Genomic DNA, 14,961 nt, shown 5'->3' with positions numbered 1-14,961 from the left:
CGGGCGGTGCGTGGGGTTCTCTCCCGGCGCCGACGCGGGGAGTGTCGGGGCGGGGATGGTCCGTACGGACCCCATGTGACGAGTCGAGTGCCCAGGGCGGGGCGGGAGAAACCGCCCCGCCGCAGAAGGCACTTCAGGCGCGCTTGGCCGCGAGCGGGGTGGCGTCCTTGCGGAGCCGGAACCAGTAGAACCCGTGACCTGCGAGGGTCAGCAGATACGGCCATTCGCCGATGGCGGGGAATCGCACCCCACCGATCAGTTCGACCGGATGCCTTCCGTTGAAGGTCTGGAGATCAAGTTCCGTCGGCTGCGGGAACCGCGAGAAGTTGTGGACGCACAGCACCAGATCGTCCTCTCCGTCCCTGGTTCGGGGGGCCTCGCGGAGGAACGCGATCACCGCCGGGTTGGACGACGGCAGCTCGGTGTACGAGCCGAGTCCGAAGGCCGGGTTCTGCTTGCGGATCTCGATCATCCGCCGGGTCCAGTGCAGCAGCGAGGACGGCGAGGTCATCGCCGCCTCTACGTTGGTCACCTGGTAGCCGTAGACCGGGTCCATGATCGTCGGCAGGAAGAGCCGGCCGGGATCGCAGGACGAGAAGCCCGCGTTGCGGTCGGGCGTCCACTGCATGGGTGTGCGTACGGCGTCCCGGTCGCCAAGCCAGATGTTGTCGCCCATGCCGATCTCGTCGCCGTAGTACAGGATCGGCGATCCGGGCAGGGAGAGCAGCAGAGCCGTGAACAGCTCGATCTGGTTGCGGTCGTTGTCGAGCAGCGGGGCGAGCCGCCGCCGGATGCCGATGTTGGCCCGCATCCGCGGGTCCTTGGCGTACTCCGCGTACATGTAGTCGCGCTCTTCGTCGGTGACCATTTCGAGCGTCAGCTCGTCGTGGTTGCGCAGGAAGATGCCCCACTGGCAGTTGGAGGGGATCGCCGGGGTCTTGGCCAGGACTTCCGAGACCGGGTAGCGCGACTCGCGGCGCACCGCCATGAAGATGCGCGGCATCACCGGGAAGTGGAACGCCATGTGGCACTCGTCGCCGCCGGTCTCGAAGTCGCCGAAGTAGTCGACGACGTCTTCCGGCCACTGGTTGGCCTCGGCGAGGATCACCGTGTCCGGGTACGAGGCGACGATCTCGGCCCGCACCCGCTTGAGGAACTCGTGGGTGCGCGGCAGGTTCTCGCAGTTCGTGCCCTCCTCCTGGTAGAGGTAGGGCACGGCGTCGAGACGGAAGCCGTCGATGCCCAGGTCCAGCCAGAAGCGCAGCGCCGAGATCATCTCTTCCTGCACGGCCGGGTTCTCGTAGTTGAGGTCCGGCTGGTGTGAGAAGAAGCGGTGCCAGAAGTACTGCTTGCGGACCGGGTCGAAGGTCCAGTTGGACGTCTCGGTGTCGACGAAGATGATCCGGGCATCCTGGTACTGCTTGTCGTCGTCGGCCCAGACGTAGTAGTCGCCGTACGGGCCGTCCGGATCGGACCGCGACTCCTGGAACCACGGATGCTGGTCGCTCGTGTGGTTCATGACGAAGTCGATGATCACGCGCATGCCGCGCTGGTGGGCGGCGTCGACGAACTCCACGAAGTCGGCGAGGTCGCCGAACTCGGGCAGCACGGACGTGTAGTCCGAAACGTCGTAACCGCCGTCGCGCAGCGGTGACTTGAAGAACGGCGGCAGCCAGAGGCAGTCGACTCCCAGCCACTGGAGATAGTCCAGCTTGGCGGTGATGCCCTTGAGGTCACCTACGCCGTCTCCGTTGCTGTCCTGGAAGGAGCGGACAAGGACCTCGTAGAACACGGCGCGTTTGAACCACTCGGGGTCGCGGTCCTTGGCGGGTGTGTCCTCGAAGGTGTCATGGACGGGCTCGTTGACGATCATGATGTGGGTGACCCTCCGATCGGCGGGGACGGTCGCAGGACGACGATGTGCGCGGGCGTACGGCCCGGCTCGAGGCGCACATAGTTGGCCCTGCCCCAGTGGTAGGTCTCACCGGTGAGCTCGTCGCGCACCGGGACGGAATCAAGCCAGTCGAGGCCGAGTTCCGGCATGTCCAACGAGACCGTGGCCTCCTGGGTGTGGTGCGGGTCGAGGTTGACGACCACCAAAACGATGTTCGAACCCGAACGCTTCGAGTACGCGATCACCGCGTCGTTGTCGGCGTGGTGGAAGTTCAGGTCGCGTAGCTGCTGAAGCGCGGGGTGACGGCGGCGGACGCGGTTGAGCGTGGTGATCAGCGGTGCGATGGTGAGGCCCTCGCGCTCGGCCGACTCCCAGTCGCGGGGCCGCAGTTGGTACTTCTCGGAGTCAAGGTACTCCTCGCTGCCCGGCTTCGCGGCGGTGTTCTCGCACAGCTCGAAACCGGCGTACACACCCCAGGAGGGCGCCAGCGTCGCGGCCAGCACGGCACGTGCCTCGAAGGCCGGCCGGCCGCCCTGCTGGAGGTAGGCGTGCAGGATGTCCGGGGTGTTCACGAAAAAGTTCGGACGCATGTACGAAGCCGCCTCGCCGGAGAGTTCCGTGAGGTACTCCGTCAGTTCCTGCTTGGTATTGCGCCAGGTGAAGTAGGTGTACGACTGCTGGAAGCCGACCGCGCCGAGGGTGTGCATCATGGCGGGGCGGGTGAAGGCCTCGGCGAGGAAGATGATGTCCGGGTCGGTGGCGTTGATGTCCGCGATGACCCGTTCCCAGAAGACCACCGGCTTGGTATGCGGGTTGTCGACCCGGAAGATCCGCACACCGTGGCTCATCCACAGCCGCAGTACCCGCAGCGTCTCGGTGACCAGGCCCGGCATGTCGGCGTCGAACGCGATCGGGTAGATGTCCTGGTACTTCTTCGGCGGGTTCTCGGCGTACGCGATCGAACCGTCGGCCCGGTGGTGGAACCACTCGGGGTGCTCGGTGACCCAGGGGTGGTCGGGTGAGCACTGGAGCGCGAAGTCCAGCGCGATCTCCATGCGCAGGTCGCGGGCGCGCGCGACGAAGGCGTCGAAGTCCTCGAAGGTGCCCAGCTCGGGGTGGATCGCGTCGTGCCCGCCGGCGGGGGAGCCGATCGCCCAGGGCACGCCGACGTCGGAGGCGGAGGCGGCCAGCGTGTTGTTGGGGCCCTTGCGGTGTGTGGTGCCGATGGGGTGGATGGGCGGCAGGTAGACCACGTCGAAGCCCATGGCGGCGACGGCGGGCAGCCGCTCGGCGGCCGTCTTGAACGTGCCCCCCTTCTGCCTGCCCTTCTTGTCGGTACGGGCGCCCTCGGAGCGGGGGAAGAACTCGTACCAGGAGCCGAAGAGCGCGCGCTCGCGCTCCACGAGCAGCGGCAATGGGTCCGAGGACGTGAGGAGTTCACGCAGCGGGTGGCGGGCGAGCGCGGCGTCCGCTTCCGGCTCCAGCGCGGCGGCGAGGCGGCCCGCGGCCGGTTTCTTCGTGTCACGCAGTGCGTCGACGGCGGCCAGGACGGCCTCACGCCCGTCCTTCTTGGGCACGCCGGACGCGGCGCGCTCGTACAGCGCGGCGCCCTCCGCGAGCACCATTTCGATGTCCTGGCCCGCCGGGATCTTGATCCCGGCGTGGTGGCGCCAGGTCGCCACCGGGTCGCTCCAGGCCTCCACGGCGTACGTCCAGCGGCCCTCGGCGACCGGCGTGACGCGGGCGCCCCACCGGTCGGTGCCGGGCGCGAGTTCGTACATCGGCGTCCAGGGGCCCTCGCGGCCCGCCGGATCGCGCAGGACGACGTTGGCGCCGACGGCGTCGTGGCCCTCGCGGAAGACGGTGGCGGTGACCTCGAAAGCCTCACCGGCCGCCGCCTTGGCGGGCCTTCTGCCGCAGTCGACGGCGGGACGTACGTCCAGGACAGGGATGCGACCGATCATTGGCTCACCTGGGGGCTGTGCGGCCGCGGGCGAGCGCGGCGCGCGTTCGGGGGCTTTCTTGGGGTCTGTCCTTTTTAGCTGCTCCGTTGGCGACTGACGGGCTGCGGGCATCACCGCTCCTGTCCACGTTCACTCGGGTGGCGGGTGGGCCGACTTGGGACGTACCGAGGGAGCCTTCCCTCGTATCTCGGGTGCGCAATCCGCAGCTTTGTTAACTACTGCCGCGTAATGAAGCTGCAAAAAGTGCGGGCGGCGGGGGACGGGGCTTCGGCCGGGGGTCCGGGGGTTGCCTCCGGGGTATGCAGCACTACTGCCGCGTAATGAAGCTGCAAAAAGTGCGGGGCGGCGGGGACGGGGGGGCTTCGGCCGCGTGAGGAAGGTGCAAGAGCACGGGGCCGAAAAAGACCGGCCCCGCCGAGGAGGAGGCGGGGCCGGTGTCAATGTGATCCGGGGGTCACGAAGCCGTGGGGACCTCGTCGGACCAGATCTGCCACGGCTGACGCGCCACCCACTCGTCCACGGGGGCCGGCTTCACCCGCAGCGCCTCCGCCGAGGTGCCGTCGTCCTCCGTCATCAGGTCGGGGCCCGCGCCGCTCGCCATGTAGTGGTAGATGCCCGCCACCCCGGCCGCCGCGTCCGGGCCGACGACCTGCGCCAGTCCGTCCTCGAAGACGTGCGGCGGCAGCGCCACGTACTGCACCTCGCTGCCCAGCCCCTTCGCGAAGCTCTCCGCGAGCTCACTGCCGGTCAGACTTTGCGCACCGCCGATGTCGAGCGTGCGGCCCGCGACGCCGTCCACGGTGAGCGCCGCGTACACCGCCTCGGCCAGGTCCCGGTGGGAGATCCACGCCACCCGGGTGTCGGCGGGCAGCGGGTACGCGAGGACGCCCTGCTTCGCCAGGGCCGGGCCGTTCCAGGGACTGAAGAGGTTGTCGAGGTAGACCGGCGGCCGCAGCACGACCAGTTCCACATCGCTCTCCCGAAGGCCCTCGCGGAGCACCGACTCGGCCAGCCGCCGGGTCTCGAACGCCGCCACGTTGGTGGCGGCCTTGGGGATCCGGGTGTTGGCGTTGTAGACGAGCCTGCGCACCCCTGACTCGCGCGCCGCGGCGGCGATGTTCTGCGCGTACGTGCGTACCGTCCCGGCGTCGTACACCAGCGGCATCACCACAGAGGCGTGCGTGGCCTTCTCGAAGAGGTGGCGTACGTCGTCCCGGTTCGCGAGGTCGCCGGAGACGTAGGCGACCCCGGACAGGTCGGGACGCTCGGCCTCCGGCTTGCGGGTCAGCGTGCGGATGCGGTGGTTGCGTTCGGCCAGCAGACGGGCGACGGCGCCGCCCTGAAAGCCGGTCGCCCCCACGACGGCTACGCGCATAGGCATCTGATCGGACATGGGTGTGTAGAGCCCTTCGATAGGGTGAGGCTGTCGCCGTGACCGGCCTTTCCAGGCTGGCGGCGGGGGCTTCGGCCGATCAATTAACAAACCGGGGTGAGGGTTGAGGGATCGTCCAATGGACGGCATGGAACGAGACGGCGAGCGAGGCGCGGAGAGCAACGGCTGGCGAGGCGGCGAGCGCGATGGCGACGACCTGCTCAGCGAACTGCTCAAGCCTCTGCGGCTGACGGGCGTCTTCGACAGCCGCTGGCACGTGAGCGCCCCGTGGGCCATCGAGGGCGACGCCGAGCAGAGTTGCGCCGTACTCCACTACATCGTCGAGGGCGGCTGCTGGATCAGCGGCGAGGACCAGACGCCCCTCGAACTCCACGCGGGCGACCTCGCCGTCTTCCCGACCGGTATCGCGCACCGCCTCTCCGACAGGCCGGGGCGTCAGGGCGTACCGCTGCGGGCGGTGCTGCCCGAGCGGCAGCCCGGCACGTCCGGGGAGATCAGGATCGAAGGGGGCGGGCCGGAGAGCCGGCTGCTGTGCGCGGGACTGCACTACGACGCCAGCGCCGCGACCGGCCTCTACAAGGCCCTGCCCTGGGCCCTGGTCCTCGACGGGTCGCAGGTCGCCGCCGAGCCGCTGCTGCGCGACACGCTGCGGCTGCTCGCCGCCCCGGACCGGCCCGTCGGGCCCGGCGACCGGCTGATCACCCTGCGTGCCTTCGAGATGGCGCTGGTCCTCGCGCTGCGGCCGCTGCTGCGCGAACTGACCGACAACCCGGCCGCGCTGCCGGTCCTGCGCCACTCCGGGATCAGCCGGGCCATGGTGATCATCGCGACCCGGTTCGCGGAGCCGTGGACCATCGAGTCGCTCGCCCGCGAGGTCGGAATGTCCCGGTCCGCTTTCACCGCCGCGTTCCGCCAGCTCGTCGGGGACGCTCCGGCCCGGCACCTGACGGGGCGGCGCATGCAGGAGGCGGCGCGGCTGCTCGGCGAGACGACGGTGGCTCAGTCGGCGGTGCCGCAGCGGGTCGGCTACCAGAGCTCGGTCGGCTTCCACCTGGCGTTCCGCAAGTGGTTCGGCACGACACCGGGCGAATACCGCAATGCGGCGGGCCCGGCCTGAGGCGGGTCCTGCGGCGTGTCCTGCGCCGATTGAGGAGCGGGGACCGGGGCGAAGCGCCGGTGGCCAGGGGGTATGGCCGGTTGATAAGGACCGCTGGACGGGTGTTCATTGCAGCCGGCCCTATGGGCGGACAGGCTCGGCAGCGGCATTGCCGTTCCGCATGAGGAGAAGGTGTGACGAGGTCCGGTCAGGATTATCTGGAATCGCTGCGAGACGGCCGAGAGGTGTGGCTCGACGGCGAGCGGGTCAAGGATGTCAGCCGGCACCCGGCGTTCCGCAACACCGCCGGGTCCATCGCCCACCTCTTCGACCTCGCGCACAACTCCGAGCACACCCCCGTGCTCACCTCCGCCGGCGTCCACCGGGCCTACGCGATCCCGCGTTCGTACGACGACCTGGTCGCCCGGCGCAAGGCGTACAAGGTGTGGGCGGAGGCCAGCTTCGGCTTCCTCGGACGTACGCCCGACTACATGGCCGGCGGCGCCGCCGGGTTCGCCGCCCGGCCGCAGATCTTCACCACCGACTCCTTCGACGGAGCACCGAACGCCCTCGCCTACCACCGGCGCCTCGCCGACGGCGACCTCTACCCGACGTTCACCATCACCAACCCGCAGATAGACCGAACCAAGTCCGCGTCCGAGCAGGAGGAGGACGACCTGGTGGTGCGGGTCGTCGCCGAGCGCGACGGCGGGATCGTCGTGCGCGGCGCCAAGATGATCGGCACCGGCGCGGTCTTCGGCAACGAGGTCATCGTCGGCACCATCGAACCCCTCGCCCCGCAGGACATCGAGCACGCCGTCTGCTTCTCCGTCCCCATCGACACCCCGGGACTGAAGTTCCTCTCCCGCACCTCGTACGAGGCCCAGGCGCGCAGCGTCTTCGACAACCCGCTGTCCTCCCGCTTCGACGAGAACGACGCCCTGCTGGTCTGCGAGGACGTCTTCGTGCCGTGGGAGAACGTCCTCGCGTACCGCAACGTCGACGCGAGCTTCCAGATGTGGTGGCAGACCCCGGCGTACGTGAACTTCGTGCACCAGGCCGCGACCCGCTTCTGGACGAAGCTGGAATTCCTCACCGGCCTCGCGATCCTCATCACCAAGGCCAACAACACCTACACGCTGCCGCCCGTGACCCAGGCGATCGGCCGACTCATGGGCAAGGTCGCCCAGGCCAAGGCATTCGTGCTGGCCGCGGAGGCGTCGTACGAGAGCGTCGAGGGCGGGGAGGGCGTCAAGCCCGGCAAGGAGATCTCCTTCGCCCAGCGCATCATGGCCGGCGAGCTCTACCCGCAGGCCGTGCAGGAGATCAAGATGCTCGCGGGCGGCGGCGTCATCCAGCTGCCCGCCTCCGCCGACGACCTGCTGCACCCGGAGCTCGGGCCGCTGGTGAGGAAGTACATCCGCTCGCCCGGTCACCCCGCCGAGGACCGCATCAAGCTGCTGAAGCTGGCCTGGGACGCGCTCGGTTCGGAGTTCGCGGGCCGCCACGAGCAGTACGAGCGCTTCTACCACGGCGCCCCGCACATCTACCTGATGCAGCAGGCCTGGGAGGGCGACACCGGCGCCTGCGAGTCGCTGGCCCGGGCCTGCCTGGACGGCTACACGCTGGGCTCGGGCGGCGCGCAGCGGTGAAACGTTCCCTCAAGCGTTCCGCCGAGCGTTCCCCCAAGGCCGCGCTCGCGCTGCTCGCCTCCACCCAGCTGCTGCTCATCATGGACACCGCGATCATCAACGTCGCGCTGCCTTCGATCGGTGACGACCTCGGCTCCGGCTCGGCGGGACTGTCCTGGGTGGCCAACGCGTACCTGATCACCTTCGGCGGGCTGCTGCTGCTCGGCGGCCGCACCGCCGACCTCATCGGCCACCGGCGGCTGTTCACCGCCGGTCTCGCCCTGCTCGCGGCCGCCTCCGCCGTCGGCGGGATCGCGCAGAGCGCCGGCGCGCTGATCGCCGCCCGCGCCGTCCAGGGCGTCGGCGCGGCGCTCGCCGCCGCGGCCGCGTTCGCTCTGCTGCTGATCCTCTTCCCGGACGGGCCGGGGCGGCACAAGGCGCTCGGCGCGTTCGCCGCGATGGGCGGACTCGGGGGCGTACTCGGAACCGTGCTCGGCGGGGTCCTCACCGACCTGCTGGGCTGGCGCTCCACGTTCTGGCTGAACGTGCTCGTCGCCCTGCTGCTCGGCGTCCTCGCCCTGCGCCTGCTCGACGGCGGTACGCGCGCCGGCGAGCCCGGCTTCGACCTCGGCGGCGCGCTCACCGCCACCGGCGAGCCCGGCTTCGACCTCGGCGGCGCGCTCACCGCCACCGGCGGGCTCGGCCTGATCGCGTACGCCCTCGTCGGCGCCGGCGAGGCGGGCTGGACCAGCGCCCGCACGCTCGTCGCGGGCGGCGCCGGACTGCTGCTGCTCGCCGCCTTCGCCGTACTCGAAGGCAGGATCGCCCGCCCGCTGGTGCCGCCCGCCGTACTGCGCAGACCCGCACTGCGGCTCGCCAACGTGCTCAGCGCGCTCGCCCAGATGGCGCTCTTTCCGATGTTCTTCCTGGTCAGCCTCTATCTCCAGAGCGTCATCGGCCACGGCCCGCTGGTCGGCGGGCTCGGCTTGCTGCCCCTGTCGCTGGCCGTCGTCGCCACCGCGCCGCAGAGCGGGCGCATCATCGCCCGCCTCGGCCTGCGCGCCACGACGACGCTCGGCTTCGGGCTGCTGTTCGCCGGTACGGCCTGGCTCGCCCTCGCGCTCCGGGCCGACGGCACCTTCTTCACCACCGTCCTCGCCCCCAGCCTGGTGCTCGGCGTCGCCCTGCCGCTGGTCATGGTCACCACCAACGTCGCCGCGACGGCCGACGCGGCGCCCGAGGAGACCGGGCTCGCCTCCGGGCTCATCAACACCAGCCAGCAGTTCGGCTCGGTCCTCGGCCTCGCCGTCCTGGTCGCCGTCGCCACCACCGTCACGGACGCCTCCCAAAGCTCCGCCGCCACGGCCGAGACCGCCGGGTTCCGGGCGGCGCTGCTCGTCGGCGCCGCCTTCGCCGGCCTCGCCGCGCTGCTGTCGACCCGGCTGCGCCTGCCGGCCTCGCCGGTGGGGTCCGCGAGCCAGGAGCGGGTGACCGGCGCCGTGACCTGAGGTCCGGGCGGGCGGCGCACAGGGGGCGCCGCCCGCCCGGCACCGCAGGGCGGCCGTCAAAGAACCGCCCGCCGCGATCGATCCGGGGCCGCCACCACGGACCGCACCACCGCACCGCGCACGCCTCCGCGACGGACCCTCACCGCCGCGGAACCACGCCGTCGGCCGCACCGCATGGCATCCACCGCATCAACTGCCCGAGGGGGGCACTCCCATGACGCTGTACGACCTTGTCGCGCCCGGACTCGACCCGCGCTACGAGCCGCGCTACCGGATATCCGAGATACGCGCCGCCGACCCGCTCGCCGCCGATCCGCTGCTCGTCGCCCTGCCCGCGATGAACCGCGACGCCGACGTGCCCGCCCTCACCGTCGCTTTGCGCGCCCTGCTGCCCGACTCCGCCAGGGTCGCCGACTGGAACGTCGTCGAAGCGCTCGCCGCGATGCGCGACCTCGGCATGATCCTCGGCTCGCTCAAGCGCCACGGCACCGAACCGCTGTCCGTCGTCCCCGAGGCGCTGCCCGTACTGGAAGCTCTGGGCCAGCGCACCGACATGGTGCCGCGCGACACCGTGCACCACTACACGACGTGGAACCCGCTGGGCGTACGCCAGCGCATGTACACCGGCGAGGAGATGGAGGGCAACCTCCAGGACGCCGTCCGTATGGTCTTCCCCAGCCTCGCCGCCTCCCTCGACACCTGCGGCGCACTGGCCCGGCTCGAACCGCACGATCCCGGTTTCGCCGTCGCCCTCGACCGTACGGCCCAGCATGTTCAGTCGATGGTCGACTCCATCGACTTCACCGTCGCCAACGTCTCGCCGGTCTTCTTCGCGCAGACCCTGCGCCCCTACTTCGAGGAGGTCGACGTGGCGGGCCGCAACTACCTCGGCCCGGCCGCTGCCCAGGTGCCGCTGTGGCTCGTCGACCTGGTGCTGTGGCAGAGCGACCACAGCAGCCCGCAGTACGACGAGTTCCTCGCCGACGCGGTGCAGTACGGCCTGCCGGGCTGGCGCGACTTCTACGCACGCCACCGCACCGGCATCTCGGCCGTCACCAAGCTGCGCGCCGCCGTCGCCTGGGAGATCACCGACCGGCTGCCCGCCGAAGTCAAGGCCTCCGCCGTCTCGCTGGCCCGCGTACTGCGCATCCTCAAGACGTTCCGGGCGCGCCACCTCGGCATCGCGCGCAAGGCGTACAGCGAAGAGGTGCGGCTTTACGACGTGGGCTCCGGCGGCGCCCCGATCGAGCTGCTGCGCTCCGTCCTCGACCTGACGCGCGACAACGAGACCCTGGTGCGCGGGGCCACCGCCCGGCCGCGCACCCCTGTCGCCTGAGCGGTGTCCAGTCCAGTCCAGCCCGGTCCAGCCCAGTCCGGCCCGGTCCGGTCCACCCGTACGTCCGAAGGGGCTCCCCGCATGACCCACATCCTCATCGCCGGCGGCGGCATAGCCGGGCTCACCGCCGCCCTGAGCCTGCACGCGGCCGGCTTCGACCGGATCACCGTCGTGGAGGCGGCGCGCGAGATCCAGCCGGTCGGCGCCGGGCTGAACATCATGCCCAACGCGGTACGCGAACTCGACGCGCTCGGTCTCCTCGGCGTGCTCGACCGGCACGCCGTACGCACCCGGGAACTGCGGTACTACCACTACCGCGGCGGCCTGGTCTCCAGCGAGCCCCGCGGCCTCGGCGCGGGCTACCGCTGGCCCCAGCTCTCCATCCACCGCGCCGGCCTGCAACTGGCCCTGGCAGACGCGGTACGGGAACGACTCGGCGCCGGCGCGATCGTCGGCGGGGTACGGGTGGCCGGGCTGACCCCGCTGCCGGACGGCCGGGCGCGCGTGGCCCTGGAGCACCGCGACGGCGGGAGCCGCGCGCGGACCGCCCTGGAGCCCGATGTCGTCATCGGCGCCGACGGCATCCGCTCCACCGTCCGCACCGCGTTGCACCCCGGCGGCGGCGAGCCGCCGTGGAACGGCATGCTGGTGTGGCGCGGCGTCTCCCGGATGCCGGCTGAGCGGGCGGGGACGTTCATGTTCATCGCCGGCTCCGACCGGCAGAAGGCCGTCGTCTACCCGATGACCGAACCCGCCCCGGACACCGGCGAAGTGCTGGTCAACTGGGCGCTCGCGATGCCGGCGGACTCCATCGACGACGCCTCGCGCGGCGACTGGAACCGGTCGGTCCCCCTCGCCAAGTTCGCCCACCACTACGAGGGCTGGGAGTTCGACGGCGTCAGCGTCCCCGAAGTGCTGCGGGCCGCCGACTGCGCGTTCGAGTACCCGATGGTGGACATCGACCCGCTGGAGCGCTGGAGCCGCGGCGCGGCGACGCTCATCGGCGACGCCGCCCACGCGATGTACCCCATCGGCTCCAACGGCGCGACCCAGTCCGTCGTGGACGCCCGCGCCCTCGCCCACGCCATGGCCCTGCACGCCGACCCGGCCGAGGCGCTGGCGGCGTACGAGGCGGAGCGCAGGCCCGCGATGACCGAACTCCAGCGCGCCAACCGGCGGCTCGGGCCCGAGGTCGTCATCAACATGGCGCACGAGCGGGCGCCCGGCGGATTCACCGACATCCGCGACGTGCTCCCGGCGCACGAGCTGGCCGCCGTAGCCGCCGGATACGCGGCGACCGGCGCGTTCGATCCGGCCACCGTCAACCTGGGCTCGCCCTACGACGTACCGGCGCGCGCCGGGCGTCTCTGACCCCCAGGCATCCCCAGCGATCCCCAGCGCCCGCCGTGCGCCGTGGTGGCGAACAGCGGAGCGGCACTACCGTCGGAGGGAAAGGCCGGGCGCACACCGCCGTGCGTCCGCCCCGGTTCGTACGTCCCCTGCGAAGGTGGAACACGTGAAGGCCATTCGTCGATTCACCGTGCGCCCCGTTCTTCCCGAACCCCTACGACCCCTCAGCGACCTCGCCCGCAACCTGCGCTGGTCCTGGCATACCGACACCCGCGACCTCTTCGAGGCCGTGGACCCCGAAGGCTGGGCGGCCTGCGGGGGTGATCCCGTACGGCTGCTCGGGACCGTGCCTGCCGGCAGGCTGGCCGGCCTGGCCCAGGACCGGCGGTTCCTGGACAGGCTGACCGCCGCCGCCGACGACCTGGACGACTACCTGCGCGGCCGGCGCTGGTACCAGTCCCAGTCGCCCACTCCCGAACTGCCCGCAGCCGTCGCCTACTTCTCGCCCGAATTCGGAGTCACGGCCGCCCTCCCGCAGTACTCCGGCGGCCTCGGCATCCTCGCCGGGGACCACCTGAAGGCCGCCAGCGACCTGGGCGTGCCCCTCATCGGTGTCGGGCTTCTCTACCGGCACGGGTACTTCCGCCAGAGTCTGTCCAGGGAAGGCTGGCAGCAGGAGCACTATCCCGTACTCGATCCCAACGAACTGCCCGTCTCCCTGCTGCGGGAGGCCGACGGCACCCCCAGCCAGGTCGCCCTCGCCCTGCCCGGCGGCCGGGCGCTGCGCGCCCACATCTGGCAGGCCCAGGTCGGGCGCGTACCGCTGCTGATGCTCGACTCCGACGTCGAGGACAACGCGCCGGGGGAGCGCGACGTCACCGACCGGCTCTACGGCGGCGGCAGCGAACACCGTCTGCTCCAGGAGATGCTGCTCGGCATCGGCGGGGTGCGGGCCGTGCGCGCGTACTGCCGGCTGACCGGGCACCCCGACCCGGAGGTCTTCCACACCAACGAGGGCCACGCCGGCTTCCTCGGCCTCGAACGGATCCGGGAGCTGGCCCGCGACGGGGTCGACTTCGACCCGGCGCTGGAGACGGTGCGGGCCGGCACCGTCTTCACCACGCACACCCCCGTTCCGGCGGGTATCGACCGCTTCGACCGCGAACTGGTCGCGCACCACTTCGGGGAGTCCGGCGAGCTGCCGGGCGTCGACGTGGGCCGCATCCTCCAGCTCGGCATGGAGACCTACCCGGGCGGCGAGCCGAATCTCTTCAACATGGCCGTCATGGGCCTGCGCCTCGCCCAGCGTGCCAACGGAGTCTCCACCCTGCACGGCGCGGTCAGCCGCGAGATGTTCTCCGGGCTCTGGCCGGGATTCGATCCCCTGGAGGTGCCGATCACCTCCGTCACCAACGGAGTGCACGCCCCGACCTGGGTCGCCCCCGAGGTGGCCCGCGTCGCGGACGTCGACCACGCCCCCGACGCGGAGCTGTGGGACCTGCGGCGGACCCTGCGCGAGCAGCTCGTCGGGGAGGTGCGGTCGCGCCTGCGCGCGTCCTGGCGCCAGCGCGGCGCCGCCGACGCCGAACTCGGCTGGATCTCCGACGTCATGGACCCGGACGTCCTGACCATCGGATTCGCCCGCCGCGTCCCGTCGTACAAGCGGCTCACGCTGATGCTGCGCGACCGCGACCGGCTGATGGAGCTGCTGCTGCACCCGAGCCGGCCGATCCAGATCGTGGTGGCGGGCAAGGCTCATCCGGCGGACGACGGCGGAAAGCGTCTCGTCCAGGAACTGGTGCGGTTCGCGGACGACCCGCGGGTGCGCCACCGGATCGTCTTCCTCCCCGACTACGGCATGGGTATGGCGCAGAAGCTCTACCCGGGCTGCGACGTGTGGCTCAACAACCCGCTGCGCCCGCTGGAGGCGTGCGGCACCAGCGGGATGAAGGCGGCGCTCAACGGCTGCCTCAACCTGTCGGTGCTGGACGGCTGGTGGGACGAGTGGTTCGAGCCGGACTTCGGCTGGGCCATCCCGACCGCCGACGGCATCGCCACCGACGAGGACCGGCGCGACGACCTGGAGGCGAACGCGCTGTACGAGCTGATCGAGCAGCGCGTCGCACCACGGTTCTACGAGCGCGGCCCGGGCGGACTGCCCGACCGCTGGATCGACATGGTGCGGCGTACCCTCACCACGCTCGGACCCAAGGTGCTGGCGGGGCGCATGGTGCGGGAGTACGTCGAGCGGCTGTACGCCCCGGCCGCCGAGGCGCACCGCGCGCTGGTCCCTGGGACGGCCCGCGAACTCGCCGGGTGGAAGGCCCGGGTGCGGGCCGCCTGGCCGCAGATCGCCGTCGACCACGTCGAGGCGGTGGCGGCGACCGCCGTGGGCGGCACGGCGGAACTCGGCTCGACGCTCACCCTGCGGGTGCGCGTGGCCCTCGGGCAGTTGCGGCCGGACGACGTGGAGGTGCAGGCCGTCGCGGGCCGGGTCGACTCGGACGACGCGATCGGCGAGGCGCAGCACTTCCCGCTGAAGCCGGCGGGCGGCCCGGACCTGGAGGGCCGTTGGATGTACGAGGGCCCACTCGCCCTCGACCGGACCGGGCCCTTCGGCTACACGGTCCGGATACTGCCGGCCCACCGCCTGCTGCCGCACAACGCCGACCTGGGTCTGGTGGCGCTGCCGACGGAGGCGACGGGGGAAGGCGCGGGCGTACTGATGCGCTGAACGCGCTGCGCGACTGAACGCTGAGTGCCCCGGGGGATCTCCCCCGGGGCACTCA

At 71.3% G+C, this 14,961-nt stretch carries 9 protein-coding genes; 6 read left to right on the top strand and 3 right to left on the bottom strand.

The annotated features are described in order from the left end of the window. Window positions 1-133 precede the first annotated feature (133 nt). From treS to ACU6WZ_RS07045, 3 genes are all read right to left on the bottom strand, one after another. The gene (gene treS / locus ACU6WZ_RS07055; RefSeq protein ID WP_447032256.1) at window positions 134-1,873 is read right to left on the bottom strand and encodes a maltose alpha-D-glucosyltransferase; all 1,740 of its coding nucleotides are present in this window, start codon (window positions 1,871-1,873) and stop codon (window positions 134-136) included. Next, window positions 1,870-3,858: an alpha-1,4-glucan--maltose-1-phosphate maltosyltransferase gene (locus tag ACU6WZ_RS07050; RefSeq protein WP_447032255.1), complete on the bottom strand. Its 1,989-nt coding sequence runs from the start codon at window positions 3,856-3,858 to the stop codon at window positions 1,870-1,872. The genes treS and ACU6WZ_RS07050 overlap by 4 nt, the downstream gene beginning before the upstream one ends. Before the next feature lie 454 nt (window positions 3,859-4,312). Next, on the bottom strand, window positions 4,313-5,251 hold the full coding sequence (locus ACU6WZ_RS07045; protein WP_447032254.1) for an SDR family oxidoreductase: 939 nt from the start codon (window positions 5,249-5,251) through the stop codon (window positions 4,313-4,315). 127 nt (window positions 5,252-5,378) lie between these two features. Here ACU6WZ_RS07045 and ACU6WZ_RS07040 point away from each other — a divergent pair, with 127 nt between their 5' ends. The 6 genes from ACU6WZ_RS07040 to glgP all read left to right on the top strand — a co-directional run bounded on the left by ACU6WZ_RS07040 (window position 5,379) and on the right by glgP (window position 14,906). Further along, window positions 5,379-6,368, top strand: a complete 990-nt coding sequence (locus ACU6WZ_RS07040) for an AraC family transcriptional regulator (protein ID WP_447032253.1) — start codon at window positions 5,379-5,381, stop codon at window positions 6,366-6,368. 173 nt (window positions 6,369-6,541) lie between these two features. Beyond that, window positions 6,542-7,999, top strand: coding sequence for a 4-hydroxyphenylacetate 3-hydroxylase family protein (locus ACU6WZ_RS07035; RefSeq protein WP_447032252.1), 1,458 nt, complete (start codon window positions 6,542-6,544; stop codon window positions 7,997-7,999). Then, window positions 7,996-9,486, top strand: a complete 1,491-nt coding sequence (locus tag ACU6WZ_RS07030; RefSeq protein ID WP_447032251.1) for an MFS transporter — start codon at window positions 7,996-7,998, stop codon at window positions 9,484-9,486. Before ACU6WZ_RS07035 ends, ACU6WZ_RS07030 begins: the two co-directional genes overlap by 4 nt. Before the next feature lie 214 nt (window positions 9,487-9,700). Then, complete coding sequence (locus ACU6WZ_RS07025; RefSeq protein ID WP_447032250.1) at window positions 9,701-10,822, top strand: monodechloroaminopyrrolnitrin synthase PrnB family protein; 1,122 nt, start codon at window positions 9,701-9,703, stop codon at window positions 10,820-10,822. Between the two features lie 81 nt (window positions 10,823-10,903). After that, window positions 10,904-12,193, top strand: coding sequence for an FAD-dependent monooxygenase (locus ACU6WZ_RS07020; RefSeq protein WP_447032249.1), 1,290 nt, complete (start codon window positions 10,904-10,906; stop codon window positions 12,191-12,193). A gap of 145 nt (window positions 12,194-12,338) precedes the next feature. Next, window positions 12,339-14,906, top strand: a complete 2,568-nt coding sequence (gene glgP / locus ACU6WZ_RS07015) for an alpha-glucan family phosphorylase (protein WP_447032248.1) — start codon at window positions 12,339-12,341, stop codon at window positions 14,904-14,906. Window positions 14,907-14,961: the final 55 nt, after the last annotated feature.

It is taken from the genome of Streptomyces hypolithicus (assembly GCF_052934925.1).
The sequence above is the reverse complement of the archived record's forward strand: the minus strand, read 5'-3'. Positions and strand labels throughout refer to the sequence as shown.